Origin of the sequence: Pseudomonas sp. R37(2017), assembly GCF_002113375.1 — a bacterium.
Classification (GTDB): domain Bacteria; phylum Pseudomonadota; class Gammaproteobacteria; order Pseudomonadales; family Pseudomonadaceae; genus Aquipseudomonas.
In genome coordinates, this window is record NZ_NEHO01000002.1 from 184,708 (window position 1) to 200,849 (window position 16,142).

Here is a 16,142-nt window from a genome sequence, read left to right on the forward strand (position 1 = left end):
ATCCTAGGCAGGCTATTGGTCTGTTGTAAGAGCCATTAACGAGCAATTTCATAGGTCCATTGCCATGACGGATGTGCCGCTTTCCTTGTCGTTCAACCCGGCCGGTATCGAGCTTGACCGTCGCCAGGGACTGAGCCGCCAGCTCTATCAGGCTTTGCGCCTGCGCGTCCTCGATGGACGATTGACCAGCGGTACACGGCTGCCGGCCAGTCGTGACCTGGCCGCGGCACTGGCGATTTCCCGTAACAGCGTGGTGCGCGCCTATGATCAGCTGTATGCCGAAGGCTTCATCGAGGGGCGCGTCGGGGATGGCACTTATGTCGCGCAACTGCCTCAGGCGGCGTTACCGGCAAAAAAACTATCCACAAAAATATCCACAGGCTTTTCAACAGGGTTACCCACAACCTTATCCACAAATTTGCTCGATTTACCTGTGGATTCATCCAGCGAAGTTATCCACAGCGAGCCGTTGGCACGGGTCAAAAACAACCATTTACCCAGCCCGCCGAGCGGACCGCCCCGGGCATTTCGGGTGGGGGTTCCGGCGTTCGACCTGTTTCCATTCGAGGTCTGGGCCAAGCTGAATGCGGCCTTCTGGCGCAAACCGGAATTGCAGCAGCTGTGCTATGGCGACCCGGCCGGCGATGCGCGCTTGCGCGGGATGATCGCCGCGTATTTGCGCAGTTCTCGAGGCATGCAATGCACGGCTGAGCAAATTGTGATCACCAGTGGCGCGCAGCAGGGGATCAGCCTTTGTGCACAACTGCTGGTGGAACCTGGCGATGGGGTGGCGATTGAAAATCCCGGGTATCGGGCGGCGGGTCATGCGTTCGCCGTGGCGGGTGCACGGCTGCATGGGGTGGCGGTGGACAGCGAGGGCATCGATTGCAGTGAACTGGCAAAGATCAGTGATTGTCGGCTGACCTATGTCACGCCGTCACACCAATATCCCACCGGCGTAGTCATGAGTCTGGCGCGACGCCTGGAGTTGCTGGCCTGGGCAGAGCGCACCCAGGGTTGGATCGTCGAGGACGATTACGACGGCGAGTACCGCTACAGCGGTGCACCGCTGGCGCCTTTGGCGGCGCTGGATCGGCAAGGCCGGGTGCTTTACGTGGGCACGTTCGGCAAAGTGGCGTTTCCAGCGTTGCGCCTGGGTTACCTGGTATTGCCACCGGGGCTGGTGCAGGCGTTTGCGCAACGGCGTGCGGTAGACGTCAGGCATTCGGAGGTCAGCACCCAAGCGGTGATGGCCGAGTTCATGGCGGCCGGGCACTTCCAGCGACACATCCGCCGTATGCGGCGCGCGGCGTTGAGTCGGCGCAATGCGCTGCTCAGTGGTTGGCCGTTGGATTTGCCCGGTGTTGGTCCGTTACCCTCAGTCGCTGCGGGACTGCACATGACAGTGCCGGTCGATAGCGTGGCGCGTGAGCAAGAACTGATTGAATTGGCGACGGGCGTCGATGTCGAGATCAACGGTTTGAGCAGCTATTGGTTGCCGCAATCCACCACCCCGATCGATCTACGTGCGGGGTTGGTGCTGGGGTTTGTCGCGGTACCCGAAAAATCGATCGAGGCGGCGCTGGAGCGATTGCGTACGGTGTGGTGCGCACGCTGAAACGGGCGGCTGATCAGCCCGCCCGTACTCAGTCATCACCATTTTCCTTTCTGACGTTCACGGCTTACGAAAAAACAGCGAACTCGCCAGTTGCGGGCTGATTGCACTGCGATAGATGGCGATCACCTCGCTGCTGGAGGCCGAACGCAAGTCGTATGCCCCGGCCAACACCCGTTGCTCATGCAATTTCAAGTGAGCGGCTGTAAACGCTTCGACAGGGCTGTCGGCAGCGGCGTAATGAAAATGTGCGTACCACAACGTTTGCCCGGTGCCACGCTCGCGAATCTCGTACTCCTGCAGGTAATCCTTACGCGGGCCTTTGAGTCGGCGTCGGCCGCCACTTGGCGAGATATCGATTTCGTTTTTGCTCGATAACCATTCGACGCGGGCAGCCGTGGGCGGCTGTTGCTTGATCATCTCAACCCGAATGCGGTGACCCTCGGCGTAGAGTCGATCGCGTGCGCTGCCCAGCTCTGCAACCAGTGTTGTCGTGGAGTCGGTTGAGTTCGAGTGGGTCGGGGCTTGTTCCAGCGCCTTGGCACTTTTATCGAGCTGCTCAGCTTTGTTTTGGAACAGCTCCTCGATCTCTACTGGGATGCGGCCGGGCTTTTTTGCGCTGGCTTCGGTTTGCCGGATGAAGCTTTCCACCCCATCGAGTAGCGTGCGACTTTGAGTGATTTGCGTGTCGAGGTCAGCTACTGGAGCCGTCGGGCGACGGGGTCTGACTTTTACTCGTTCAAGCCAGACGCCCGGTGTTTTTTCATGAAAGGTGGCAATCACCTTGCCCGTCATGGGCGACTTCACATCGAGCAGAATGGCTTCTCCCGGTGCCGAAGGGCGCACTTCGCCCACTACCGTACCCTTGAAGCGTGTTTTGATGACCCGTTTTCGCGATGCCGGTCCGGATCTTGAGGGGGCGGGGCGAGGCTCCAGCGGTTGTTGCTCTCGCAGCAACTGCGCCAGGAAGTTCTCGGCTGCCTGCTGGAAGCCGCTGATTCGACTGCGCAAGTGTTTGAACGGTTGCTCCAGCACGGCATCCTTATGGTTGAGGGCAAAGTCTTCGAAGGACTGATCGATGGTAGCAAACTGCTCAACCAAGCCACTGAGGCCTTCAACACGTTCGTTCACTTTCCAGGTGCCTCCTTCCACCATCAGCTCCTGCGATGTCTGGATGATCAGGTTGGAGGTATCGAGCAGGGACATGAATTCACTGCGTGCCTGGGTGAGCGCAACACTGTTGCCTTCTTTCAGGCAGACCTCACGGGCCAACGAAACCTGAAGGCCTTTGAGATCGTTAAGGCTGAACGCGGGCAGTTTTGTCCGGTAAGTGCTGGCCACTTCCGCTGCACTTCGACCGAGTCGGCTCAACTCCTGGAAGCGCGATTGGGCAAACTCGATCTTGCCAATCATGCCCTCGGTCAGATCGACCATCTTTTTGTAGGTCGCGCGGTCGCCGGTACCCTCTGCCGTTTCTTCAGCTTCCAGTAGCGCCAGGGTTTCCCTCAGGGTTTGAGCGAAAGTTGGGGCGCGTTGATCAAGCCATGTCTGGTTGAAGAACAACTGGGTGCCGAGCATTTCGACCATGGTGGTTCGGTAGTTGTGAACCGTATCGAGCAGGTTCAGCGATTTCAGTTGTTCGATGGGGATGGCGTAATCCTGGGTGCGGCGCTCGAGCTTCTCAAGAAACTGCCCTTGTGCGGCCAGCAATGCTTCGTCGCCGACCGTGTTTTTCATGGCGTTGTGGGCGTCCGTCAGCTCTTCGCGTGCCCGTTCGCGCTCGTTATCAAATTCGACCAATTGCTTTTTCAGCTCGGCGATGCGTGCACGGTTTTGCTGTTGCAGCGCTTTGCGCCGGCTCGACAAACCGCCACCACGCAACCGAAGGCGTGTATCGACGAACCACTCGCCGCGGTTATTGCTGATGAGCGCAGGACCGCTTTGCAGCGGTTGTTGTCGGGTATCGATGATCGAGACTTCACCCGAGTCCTCGACGGTCACCTCGAACCAGCGTTCACCCACAGGCGCGTAATACTTGCCCGCGTGTTGATAGAGGTAGCGATGGATACCGCTTTCGCTGTCGGGTGGGGTGAGCTGTCCGGGCCGGGTAATGCTGAAGCGATCCAGGGTTTTGGTCAGGCTCAGAGCGGTGTCGGTCAAGACTGAAATACGATGTTGCGCGGGCTGCTCACCGACGATTTCGGGGTTCTGAGAAAAGGTTACAGGGCCTGCCGGGTTTTCCTGGCGCTCGGTCGCCACGGTGGCCGGCTTCTCTTCCTCGATTCTGCGACCAGTCGGGCTGCGTGTGCTGGCGTGGTGAGCAAGGACCATGGCCAGGGTCAGCAACAGGTCCGTCATTGCTGTTTTCTGTTGTTCGCGGTCGCCTGTTTCACCTGCATCCAGCGTGTTTTGCAGGTCATCCAATACCTGCCAGACCCAGGCGGCTGTTCCGACAGTTTTACCGAGAAAGGGAAGCGCCGCATTGAGGATCATCCAGGCTGCGTGCTTGAAGGTATCCCAACGATTTTGTGCATTGGATACAGATTGTCGTTGGGCCATCCCGACCATTGCATTGACGTTGGCCTTATACAAAGTGGCCAGGTAATCCGTGGCGATAACCTGAGTGCCAAGGGACAGCGGCCCGTTCATCTGCAGGGAAGTCAGTGGATCGGCCAGCAGTTGCGACACGGACCAGACCGAAGGCCGGTCGCCGGTGAACATGTAGTTGGCATAATTGGCGCGCGCCCCCTCCGGCAGCCAGGCGAGCACCGATTGGCGCAATGTCGGGGAATGCTTGATGGCATAGATCAGGTTGGCCGGGGTCGGGTATTGGCTTAATGGCTGATCGAGTAATGGCCGGTAGAGCAGGCAAGGTCCCTTATCCATCTGCCGAGGCCCGATCACAAACATGTTGGTTACCTCGTCCGTGGAGCCCCCCACGCGCCAACCCGGACTGAACGCCAGAGGACGGATGACAATCTCCTGGCCATCCACCCAACGATTTGAATCCAGAACCTGCACCACGGCAGCGACATAGCGATAGCCCAATTCGTCGATCCCGTTCTGCGCGCGAATCTTTTGTTGCAGGGCCAGCAGGGGCAGTTCGACGCGTAAATGGCTGGTGAACAGGTTCTGCCGACGCAGGCTATCGAGGGGATCGTCAAGCAGCTTGCTTTTTATCAGTGCCGGGTAGTTCTTGCCGATGTCGACGCTGACGATCAACGCCTCCAGATAGCTCACCGTCATCCATGCTGGCAACGCGGCGGCACTGGAGCTGCGCACGGACTTGTTACCCCGCGGCAAGGCAATCAGGTTTTGCAATGCAAGGTCGACCAGGCTCAGGGTGGTGCGCTCAGGTTCCACCAGCGGTATAAAGCTGCCCCAGACCACCAGGCTATCGACCTCGATCTCGATGTCGGCCAGGTTGATTTGCGCGGCATCGGCGTGCTGTTTGAGCATGGTTTCGCGCAGCTGCTCCAATGCGAATTCGCGGATCGGTTTGATCCCGTCCTGAAAGGACTGCCCGGCGTTCCGATTGCGTACCGTTGCCAAATCCATCAAATGTCGGCTGTAAGCGGTAAGGTCGCGGGATGAAGCGCCAGCCATCCAGTCTGGCAGCGCTTGTTCGACCTGCTTGAACCGCGTAGATGACTGTTTGTCGGTCGGGTCGAGTTCGTTGGTCGTGCGGCTGATGTGGGGCGCCAGGTTGGTGTTCGCCACAGCACTGTCGTTGTCTCCCAGGGCGCCAATGGCGTCCGCTTGCAGGGCAATCAGGTTGCATGCCACGTGGTCGAAAAAATTGCCCTCGGGCTCGATCAGCCGCCATTGCAAGGTCTTGCCGGCGGACTCCCCGTCGACATACGTCTGCAAGGACTCCCCCAGTTCCTGCAAGGAATTGCATGCCTGGAAACCACGGGTGATGGTGTGACTGAGGATCAACGTGCGACCAGCCAGGGTTCCGATCAGAACAGCGACGTCGAGGGTATTGATGTGGGTCGAGACATTATCGCTCACGTAGTCAAGGTCGATCAGGCAGGCGCGCGAAGCAAAGCGGTCGTCAACTGAGCGTGTGCTTTTGTCCGGATGGGCGAACAGGTGGCGGGCCATGGCGATCTGGTCGCTGTCCCAATCGGGGCTGGTTTCCAAATTCCAGAACTCACGCAACGATTTGGACAGGCCTTGCCAGCGGGGGGTCGAAGGACCGGTGAACTGGTTCCAGTAATCGACCTGTTGCTCTTGAAAGGCGACAAACAGTAACGGTGCCAGTTCGTTGAGCAGACGCCCGATGGCATCGATGCTGACAGGCAGTTGCGTCGGCGTCGGTTCTTGAGGTTGCAACGTGAGGAAATGCTCGCCATCGAGATAGACCACTGGCGTTTTTGTTACACCATGGCGTACCAGGGCGTCGGTCAGCGATTCGAAATGTCGTGGTCCGGGGACGACGTGTTGGTCGTGAAAGATCCAGGTCGGCGTCACCACCATGGCAAGGCGTGGATCGATTGGCAGGTTCGTGTACAGCGCTTTCAGCGCGGGTATCAGCGCTTGCGTGGCGACTTCCCTGATCGAGGGCCCTGCCACCAATTGGGTGAGCAGGGCTTCTTGATCGGCGGGAAGGTTGGTTGAGGCAGAGTCCGTTGCGTCTGGCATGGTCACATCCTTTGTGAAGGGGGCAGGTACCGTTGAATAGTCGGTGCGCGATCCACTGCAGGTTAGTGACGGGTAGCGTGATGTTGGCGGTATATAAATCTCGCGGGCAAAAAAAGATCTGCATTGGCGCAGATCTTTTTTGTCCACTGGATCGCGAGGTGTATCAGGTGCCTGACTTGATCTTGGTCCAGGCCCGGGTCCGTGCGCGTTCGGCATCACGTGGCAACGGTTGCAGAGTGTAGAGCGTGCTCATCGCCGTATCGGTCGGGTACAGGTTCGGGTTGTTGCGAATCGCCGGGTCGACCATTTCCGTGGCGTCCTTGTTCGGGTTCGGGTAGCCGACGAAATCACTGACCGGTGCGATCACCTGGGGTTGCAGCAAGTAGTTGATGAAGGTGTAGGCGTCTTCCGGGTTCTTCGCGCCCTTCGGAATGGCGAGCATGTCGAACCAGATCGGTGCGCCTTCCTTGGGCAAGCGCATGTCGACGATCACACCGTTCTTCGCTTCTTTGGCGCGATTGGCGGCTTGCGAGAAGCTGCCGGAATAACCGACCGCGACGCAGATGTCACCGTTGGCGATGTCGGCCATGTACTTCGACGAATGGAAATAGGTCACGTACGGGCGGATCTTCATCAACAATGCTTCAGCCTTGTCGTAGTCCGCAGGCTTCTTGCTGTTGGGGTCCAGGCCGAGGTGTTGCAGGGCCAGCGGCAGGATCTCCGACGGCGAGTCGAGCAGGGCGACGCCGCACTGCTTGAGCTTGCTGATGTTCTCTTCCTTGAAGATCAGGTCCCAGCTGTCCACTGGCGCGTTTTCGCCGAGGGCGGCCTTGACCTTGTCCGGGTTGAAGCCGATCAGGATGGTGCCATACATGTAGGGCACGGCGAATTTGTTACCCGGATCGTTGGCCTCGATCAGCTTCATCAGCTTGGGGTCAAGGTGATTCCAGTTCGGCAACTTGCTGCGATCCAGGGGTTGGAACACCCCGGCTTCGATCTGCTTGGCGAGGAATACGTTGGACGGCACCACGACGTCGTAGCCGGAGTTACCGGTCAACAACTTGGCCTCCAGGGCTTCGTTGGTATCGAAGATGTCGTACACCAGTTTGGTCTGGGTGTTCTGCGCCTTGAAGTCTTCCAGGGCTTTGGGGGTGATGTAGTCGAACCAGTTGTAGACGCGCAACGTGCGTTCTTCGGCGTGTGCAACGCTGCTGAGCGCCGTGGCGCACAGCGCAGGCACGACTAAACGCTTAAGACTTTTCATGCTTGTGCTTCCTCATCAAGCGCTTTCGAAACCTTCGAGAACGTTCACCGCATTGATGCCGATTTCTTCGACCGCGTAACCACCTTCCATGACGAACAGCGTCGGCACGCCGAGGCCGGCGATGCGCTTGCCCATGGCCAGGTAATCCGGGCTGTCGAGTTTGAATTGCGAGATCGGATCGTCCTTGAAGGTGTCGACGCCCAACGACACGACGACGACGTCGGCACCGTAGCTTTCGATTTCTTTGCAGGCCTGTTCCAGCGCTGCACTCCAGGTGTCCCAGCCTGAACCGGCGGCCAACGGATAGTTGAAGTTGAAGCCTTCGCCGTCGCCTTCGCCCAACTCATCTTCGTAGCCGAGGAAGAACGGGAACTCGGCTTCCGGATGACCGTGGATCGAGGTGAACAGCACGTCGCTGCGCTCGTAGAAAATCGATTGGGTGCCGTTGCCGTGGTGGTAGTCGACGTCGAGGATCGCGACCTTTTTGTGGCCCTGGTCGAGGAACGCCTGGGCGGCGATGGCGGCGTTGTTGAGGTAGCAATAACCGCCCATCAAGTCGCTGGCGGCATGGTGTCCCGGTGGACGGCATAGGGCGAATGCACTGCGGGCACCGCGCTGGATTTCAGCTTGGGCGGTCAACGCAACTTGTGCTGCGCTGTACGCGGCCTGCCAGGTGCCGGCGGTGATCGGGGCGCCGCCGTCGAAACTGTAGTAGCCGAGCTGGCCGTGCAGGCTGGTGGGTTTGATGCGGCGCAGGGTGCGAGCCGGCCAGGTGTAGGGGAGCAAGTCTCCGTCGGTGTTGAACTCGGTCCAACGGGCCCAGGCGCCTTTGAAGAAGTCGAGATAGTCGCGGCTGTGGATGCGCTCGATTGGTCCGAGGCCGAAATCCTTCGGCGCTTCGACAGGGCCGAGGTTCTGTTTTTGCACCCGTGAAAGTACGTGGTCGGCACGCGAAGGCATTTCGAAGCAGGGCTTGAGTTGCCCGTCTATCAATTCGCAACGGCCGTGGTGCAGGTGGTGATCGTCCGAGTAGATCGTCAGCATTTCTTGTTCTCCGCAGGCTGATTCGGTTGAACACAGTCTTGCGGTGCGGATGGATTTGGAGAACGGCAGGAAAGGCCAAAAGGGGATTGATATGGCCAAAACATATGACCGGAATTCGCCCTTTGAAGGTACGGTGTTCCGGCCACTGCATGTCCTAAGGTCGAAACTGACTCGGCGCCACACCACTCCAGCGCACAAACGCATGGCGAAAACTCGCGGTCTCGCTGAAGCCCAGCGCCTCTGCAATCTGATAGATCGGCAGTTGATCTTCACGGAGCATTTGCTTGGCCTGTTCGAAGCGCAGTTCGTCGAGCAACTCCTGGTAGCTGCAGCCCATGTCCTTGAGGTGCCGGCGAAGTGTGCGCGCCGAGCAATTCATCTGTTCGGCCAGACCTTCCAGTCCGGGCGCTGCGTTCAATTGCGCGCTGAGCAATTGCCGAATTCGACCCAGCCAGGCCTGGCGCCCGGTGAACTCAAGGTTCTGCTTGCGGCAACGCTCGGCCATGGCTTGATGGGTAATCGCGTCAGCGAGCGGCAAAGGTTGATCCAGCCAGCGCTTGTCGAAGGCGAAGGCATTGTTCGGTGCGCCAAAGCGCAGCGGGCAGTCGAAGTGCTGAGCGTAGCTCGCCTCGTAGTCGGGAGCGGCATGTTCCAGGCGAGCGGCAACCAGGGGCAGGGGATGGCCGAGCAAATCGTCACAGGTGACTTTCAGTGACACCAGGCAGAACTCGGCGTTGAACACCGCCATGGCCGGACTCTCGCGGTAGTCGGCGGCAACGAACCAGACGCGCTCGCCGTCGTCCTCCAGGCTCAGTTCGAAAAGCGTTCCCAGCAGCGCCGGATAACGCATCGCCAGCCGCAAAGCGTCACCGAAGGTGGCACTGGTGAGCAGTGCGTAACCGAGAATGCCGTAGCAGGAAACGTGCATCCGCCGACCCAGTTCCAGACCGATGTCATGCTTGAGTGCGACGGCGTTGGCGCAAACCTGCATCTCCTGGTTGGTGGTGATTCTCGTATCGGCGCGGCTCAGGTCCGCCGCGCTGATGCCACTGCCGGCCAATAGCGCTTCGCTGGGCAAACCGTCGGCCTTGAAGGCGTTGAGTATCAGGGAGACGGCGTTGAGCGTGGTGAGGTGGGAGTGGAGCATAGGGACTTCCAGCCTTGGGATGGCTGGAGCGCAGCAAGTTGCATGCCGGGTGAAGTCCCTGTAGGAGCGAGCCTGCTCGCGATGACGGCGGGTCAGTTACATCAATGTGAATGGCAGGCCGCTATCGCGAGCTTGCTCGCTCCTACAGGAAAAATGTGGTGTCAGCTCAGTTCACCGCAGAGATCGAGTTCGACAAGCCGACGGACCTCTACGGCCTCAAGCCCTGCACCCAACAACCCATGCAATTTGCCGAACGCCGCTTCACGGGTCATGCCGCCACCGGACAACACGCCCACAGCGCGCAAGCGACTGCCGGCTTCATAGACGTCCAGTTCAACCCCGCCTTCGTGGCACTGCGTCACCGCCACCACTACAACACCGTTATCCCGCGCACGGCCGAGGCTGGCGAGAAACTCAGGGTTGTCGCTCGGGCCGGTGCCGCTGCCGTAACACTCCAACACCAGGCCCTCAATTCCACTGTCGAGCAGGCCGTCGAGGATCCCGGCGCTGATGCCAGGAAACAGTGGCAACACAGCGACATTCGCCAATTGTCTGGGTTGGTTGTAATTCAATTGCGTTGGAATCGACGCCGCTTTCACGCCACCGCCCTGACGCTCCAGGCGCTTGAACGGATGCCGACCAAAACTGCGTACTTTCGCGCAACGGGTCGGGTCGAGCAGTTCGCCGTGGAAGTACAAATGCACGCCTGGCGCCAGGCCTTGGCCAAGGGCAACCAGCGCGCCTCCAAGGTTTTCCCAGGCATCGCTATCGGTCACGCCGGCCGGCAGCATGGAACCGGTGAAGCACACGCGGGCATGCAACCCCAACAGTTGAAAGCTCATGGCCGCGGCGCTGTAGGCCAGCGTGTCGGTGCCGTGCAGGATCAGCACACTGTCGCAACCTTGCACTTCAACCGCATCAACGACGGCTTCACGCAGTTGCTGCCAGTACGCCGGGGTCATGTTGGCGCTGTCGATCAGCGGCGACATCTCGCGAAAGCGCCACTGCGGCACCACCAACTCGGGTTGGCTGTGCAGATACTCACGCATCCGCGCTTCGAAACCGGACGCCGGGGCCAGGCCATGGGCGCTGGCCTGCATGCCGATGGTGCCGCCGGTGTAGAGCACCATGACGTGCTGGGCTGCAGGGTAGGTCGAGGAATTCATGGCGATTCTCCGGATGTATGGGTTCCTGTGGGAGCGAGCTCCCACAGCGGATTGCCGCACTTTAACCGATCAGCTTTGCGCTGCGGTCACGCCTTGCGGCTCGGCTTGCACCCGTACGGCGGCAGGCGGATTGGCCGGCCATGCCTGGGGATCCAGATCCAGATCCGGGAATTTGCTCGAATCGAATACTGGTGTGGTGATGCCCGCGGCACGTTGATCATCGTAGTCACGCAGGATGCGCATGCCGACTTTGAACAGCAGGAACAGCGCGATCAGGTTGACGAACGCGAGCATGGTCATGGTGATGTCGGCGAAGGCAAATACGGTGCTGAGGTTTTCGATGGCGCCCCAGAAAATCAGCGCCAGCACCAGCGTGCGATAGCCCATCAGCACCTTGCGGTTTTCTCCGATCAAAAAGCGCAGGTTGCTCTCGCCCAGGTAGTAGTTGTAGAGGATCGAGGTGAAAACGAACAACGCAAGGGCCACGGAGATGAACATCCGGCCCCAGTCACCGACCACGGCGGCCAGAGAGTTCTGGGTCAGGGCAATGCCGTCGCCTTCGAAGCCCGGGGTGTAGAAACCGGAGAGCAGGATCAGCAGCGCGGTGCAGGTGCAGATCACGAAAGTGTCGAGAAACACGCTGAACGCCTGAACCACACCTTGTGCCACCGGGTGCTCGACCGACGCTACGGCCGCCACGTTCGGCGCACTGCCCAGGCCTGCTTCGTTGGCGAACACGCCACGTTTCACGCCCATGACAATGGCGCTGCCGATCAGGCCACCGAAGGCCTGGTCCAGGCCGAAGGCGCTCTTGACGATGGTCATCAGCATGCCCGGCACGTGATCGAATTGCAGCACGATCACGTAGAGGGTCACGCCGATGTACACCAGGGTTTTGACCGGTACCAACAGGTCGGCGACCTTGGCGATACGCTTGATCCCGCCGATGAACACCAGGCCGAGCAGTACGGCCAGGCCCAGGCCGGTGTACGTGGTGTCGAGGCCGAACGCGTTGTTCAGTGAGTGTGTCACGGCGTGGGCCTGCAGGCCATTGAAGGCGAAGCCGAAGGTCACCAGCAACAGGAACGCCATCAACATGCCCAGCCAGCGTTTTTGCAGGCCGTGCTGGATGTAATAGGACGGGCCGCCGCGGAAGGTGCCGTCGGAGTCGGTGCGTTTGTAGAGTTGGCCGAGGGAGCATTCGAAGAAGCTGCTGGACATGCCGACCAGTGCGGTCACCCACATCCAGAACACGGCACCGGGGCCGCCAAGCGTCACGGCAATGCCGACGCCGGCGATGTTGCCCGCACCGACGCGGCCGGCGAGGCTGAGCATCAGGGCCTGGAACGAACTGAGTTGCCCGGCGCTGCTTTTGAGGCTGTCCCGGAACACCGCGAACATGTGGAAGAAATGACGCAACTGAACGAAACGCGAGCGGATCGTGAAGTAGCTACCGAGCCCGACAATGAGCACGATCAGTACTTTCCCTGAGAGGAAGTCGTTAATGACTTCGAGCATGGATTATTCCTCGCTGTTTTTTATGTAGGCAAATGCTGGCCGGGCAGACACATCGAGTTACACCCCTTGGCGCGCGGCACCATGGGCGGTACGAAGTTCGTCCCGGTTTCATATCGCGGGTTTGTTATTAGTTCGGGTTTCGCATGGGTTGTGGCCTCGCTACCGACGACCTCCCATGCGAAGAGGGGCGGCACTATACCGATGACAGTGCCGTCCGTCTGCACGGTTGTGGTGCGTTCGATGAAGCGAGCCTTTGAAACACCCGACACTAATGGCGTCGGGCTTATGTGGAGATTGCTTTTCTGTGGGATCGCCGCATCGCCGCTCCCACATTGGTCAGTCCCCAGGCATACGTTTTTCGCTGGCAAACAGTTAAAAAAAAGGGCCTGGGGACTAAATCCCCAAGCCCTCAAAAGGTGAGAGGTGTCTAGTCCCTCGACCTGGTGAGCGGTGCTACAAGTAACGCGTCGGGTTATGCCTTCAGAGGCACCAGGCGCGGAGCAATCATGTTTTCCGGGCGCAGGATGTCGGCGAGCATGGCTTCGTCGAGCAGACCTTCTTCGCGCACCAGTTCCAGCACGCCACGGCCGCTTTCCAGAGCGATACGGGCGATGCGGGTGGCGTTTTTGTAGCCGATGTACGGGTTCAGCGCGGTGACCAGGCCGATCGAGTGCTCGACCAGTTCACGGCAGCGTGCTTCGTTGGCGGTGATGCCGACGATGCAGTGTTCGCGCAGCATGTCCATGGCGCGTTGCAGCAGACGGATCGAGTCGAGGATCTTGAAGGCGATCAGCGGCTCCATCACGTTCAGTTGCAGCTGGCCGCCTTCGGCCGCCATGGTCAGGGCCAGATCGTTACCGATGACCTGGAATGCAACCTGGTTCACGGCTTCCGGGATCACCGGGTTGACCTTGCCTGGCATGATCGAGCTGCCTGGCTGACGCGCTGGCAGGTTGATCTCGTTGATGCCGGTGCGCGGGCCGCTGGACAGCAGGCGCAGGTCGTTGCAGATCTTCGACAGTTTGACCGCGGTACGCTTGAGCATGCCGGAGAACAGTACGAAGGCGCCCATGTCGGAGGTCGCTTCGATCAGGTCGGCTGCGGGTACCACCGGTTGGCCGCTGATCACGGCCAGACGCTGTACGGCCAGGGCCTGGTAGCGCGGGTCGGCGTTGATGCCGGTACCGATCGCGGTGCCGCCCAGGTTCACTTCGGTCAATACTTCCGGGGCCAGGGTCTTCAGGCGGGCCAGGTCTTCGCCCATGGTGGTGGCGAAGGCACGGAACTCTTGACCCAGGGTCATCGGTACGGCGTCTTGCAGTTGGGTCCGACCCATCTTCAGGACGTGGTTGAATTCTTCACCCTTTGCCGCGAATGCCTGAATCAGGCTGTCGAGGCTGGCGAGCAAGGCGTCGTGACCGAGCAACAGGCCCAGACGGATCGCCGTCGGGTAGGCGTCGTTGGTCGACTGCGCCATGTTCACGTCGTCGTTCGGGTGCAGGTACTGGTATTCGCCTTTCTGGTGACCCATGGCCTCCAGTGCAATGTTGGCGATGACTTCGTTGGCATTCATGTTGGTCGAAGTGCCAGCGCCGCCTTGAATCATGTCCACCACGAACTCTTCGTGGAAGTCGCCGCGGATCAAGCGTGCACAGGCTTCGCTGATGGCCGCGTGCTTGGCTTCGCTCAGGTGACCCAACTCACGGTTGGCGTCAGCAGCGGCCTGTTTGACCATGGCCAGGCCGACGACCAGTTTCGGGTAGTGCGAAATCGGAACGCCCGAAAGGCGGAAGTTATTCACCGCTCGCAGGGTCTGGATACCGTAATACGCTTGAGCGGGTACTTCGAGGGCGCCAAGCAGGTCAGTTTCTGTACGGAATGATGCAGCGGAGGACATGATAGAAATCATCTCAATATGGACCCGGTCTGTGCCGGAACGTTGTGAATGCTAGGCTTGTGCAGGATTTTGGGCCAATGCTGTTAAACACTAGGCTATGCACATTCGGCATAATGCCCGTGTGACGCCGGCTTGGCGGCAAACGTGTGACCTAAATTGGTGCGTCTCCGGGAGGACGTGATGAATCTGGAAAGCAAATGGCTGGAGGACTTCAGTGCCCTGGCCGCCACCCGCAGCTTCTCCCAGGCAGCGGAACGACGTTTTGTGACGCAGCCGGCGTTCAGCCGGCGAATCCGCAGCCTGGAGGCGGCACTGGGGCTGACGCTGGTCAACCGCTCGCGCACGCCGATCGAACTGACGGCGGCGGGACAATTGTTTCTGGTCACCGCACGCACCGTGGTCGAGCAGCTCGGCGAAGTGTTGCGCCATCTGCATCATCTGGAAGGCGGGCAGGGCGAAGTGATGCAGGTCGCTGCCGCGCACTCCCTGGCGCTGGGTTTCTTTCCGCGGTGGATCGCGCAGTTGCGCAACGAAGGCTTGAACATCGCCACCCGTCTGGTGGCGACCAACGTCGGTGACGCGGTGCATGCGCTGCGTGAAGGCGGCTGCGATCTGATGCTCGCGTTCTACGATCCGGATGCCGCGATGCAGATGGACCCGGAAATTTTTCCTTCGCTGCACCTGGGGCACACCGAGATGCTGCCGGTGTGTGCCGCCGATGCCGAGGGCAAACCGTTGTTCGACCTGGAAGGCGAAGGCAGCGTGCCCTTGCTGGCCTACAGCGCGGGAGCCTTTCTCGGTCGGTCGGTGAACATGCTGTTGCGCCAACGGGCGCTGCGCTTCACCACGATCTACGAAACCGCCATGGCCGACAGCCTGAAAAGCATGGCCCTGGAAGGGCTGGGCATCGCCTGGGTGCCGCAACTGAGCGTGCGTGCCGAATTGGCGCGCGGCGAGTTGGTGGTCTGTGGTGGGCCGCAATGGCATGTGCCGCTGGAGATTCGCCTGTATCGCTGCGCTCTGGTACGCAAAGCGAATGTGCGGCTGTTGTGGCGCAAATTGGAAGGAGGGGCGGCACAGGGCGCAGCCGGTTCCTGAGACCAATGGAAAACCCTGTGGGAGCTGGCTCTCGGGCGGTGCCTGCACGCTGACCTTGAGGTCAATAAAACCGGTGCTTTGCGCCGTATGACAGATGGTCGTCACAGGGGCTGTTTATCCTCTTCTTTGAGGTATACTGCGCGGCCTTCGGCCGGTTACGACCGGCCATAATTCGTACAATCAAGCCACGCATCCTGCGTGGCTTGTTGTTTTTTGATGCGCCTGCGGGCGCCCAGAGAGAAGAGGCACGACGATGAGTGCATTGGTTGGCGTGATCATGGGCTCCAAGTCCGATTGGTCCACCCTTAGCCACACCGCCGATATGCTGGAAAAGCTCGGCATCCCTTACGAGGTGAAGGTGGTTTCTGCCCACCGCACCCCGGACCTGCTGTTCCAGTATGCTGAAGAAGCGGAGGCGCGTGGCATCGAGGTGATCATCGCCGGTGCCGGCGGCGCAGCCCACTTGCCTGGCATGTGTGCGGCCAAGACCCACCTGCCGGTGCTGGGCGTACCGGTTCAGTCGGCAATGCTGTCGGGCGTTGATTCGCTGCTCTCCATTGTGCAGATGCCAGCAGGCATTCCGGTTGCCACGCTGGCCATCGGCAAGGCCGGCGCGATCAACGCAGCGCTGCTGTCGGCAAGTATCCTTGGCGCCAAGCACCCACAATTCCACGCGGTGCTGAAAACCTTCCGTGCCGAGCAGACAGACAGCGTCCTGGACAATCCAGACCCACGCATCGCCTGAG

The 16,142-nt window shown here is 60.0% G+C and carries 10 protein-coding genes; 3 read left to right on the plus strand and 7 right to left on the minus strand.

Annotation, left to right across the window (positions count from 1 at the left end):
- Positions 1–64: 64 nt before the first annotated feature.
- Entirely contained in the window at positions 65–1,618 is a 1,554-nt protein-coding gene (locus tag CAG47_RS03980) for a PLP-dependent aminotransferase family protein (RefSeq protein ID WP_085723611.1), read from the plus strand.
- Between the two features lie 57 nt (positions 1,619–1,675).
- On the opposite strand, the gene CAG47_RS03985 is transcribed toward CAG47_RS03980, so the two are convergent.
- The 7 genes from CAG47_RS03985 to aspA form a co-directional block, all read right to left on the minus strand.
- On the minus strand, positions 1,676–6,262 hold the full coding sequence (locus CAG47_RS03985) for a dermonecrotic toxin domain-containing protein (protein WP_085723612.1): 4,587 nt from the start codon (positions 6,260–6,262) through the stop codon (positions 1,676–1,678).
- 163 nt (positions 6,263–6,425) lie between these two features.
- Positions 6,426–7,526 (minus strand): polyamine ABC transporter substrate-binding protein, encoded by a 1,101-nt coding sequence (locus CAG47_RS03990; RefSeq protein WP_085723613.1) that lies wholly within the window; start codon positions 7,524–7,526, stop codon positions 6,426–6,428.
- Positions 7,527–7,541: 15 nt separating this feature from the next.
- Positions 7,542–8,570, minus strand: coding sequence for a histone deacetylase family protein (locus tag CAG47_RS03995; protein WP_085723614.1), 1,029 nt, complete (start codon positions 8,568–8,570; stop codon positions 7,542–7,544).
- Positions 8,571–8,724: 154 nt separating this feature from the next.
- Entirely contained in the window at positions 8,725–9,717 is a 993-nt protein-coding gene (locus CAG47_RS04000; protein WP_085723615.1) for an AraC family transcriptional regulator, read from the minus strand.
- 161 nt (positions 9,718–9,878) lie between these two features.
- On the minus strand, positions 9,879–10,883 hold the full coding sequence (locus CAG47_RS04005; RefSeq protein ID WP_085723616.1) for an asparaginase: 1,005 nt from the start codon (positions 10,881–10,883) through the stop codon (positions 9,879–9,881).
- 69 nt (positions 10,884–10,952) lie between these two features.
- A complete protein-coding gene (locus CAG47_RS04010) occupies positions 10,953–12,401 on the minus strand; it encodes a sodium:alanine symporter family protein (protein WP_085723617.1) in 1,449 nt (482 codons plus the stop codon).
- 472 nt (positions 12,402–12,873) lie between these two features.
- Entirely contained in the window at positions 12,874–14,298 is a 1,425-nt protein-coding gene (gene aspA / locus CAG47_RS04015) for an aspartate ammonia-lyase (protein ID WP_085723618.1), read from the minus strand.
- 180 nt (positions 14,299–14,478) lie between these two features.
- On the opposite strand from aspA, the gene CAG47_RS04020 reads away from it, so the two are divergent.
- The gene (locus tag CAG47_RS04020) at positions 14,479–15,396 is read left to right on the plus strand and encodes a LysR substrate-binding domain-containing protein (protein ID WP_085723619.1); all 918 of its coding nucleotides are present in this window, start codon (positions 14,479–14,481) and stop codon (positions 15,394–15,396) included.
- Positions 15,397–15,649: 253 nt separating this feature from the next.
- Positions 15,650–16,141, plus strand: a complete 492-nt coding sequence (purE, locus tag CAG47_RS04025; protein ID WP_046038893.1) for a 5-(carboxyamino)imidazole ribonucleotide mutase — start codon at positions 15,650–15,652, stop codon at positions 16,139–16,141.
- The last annotated feature ends 1 nt before the right edge of the window (position 16,142 follow it).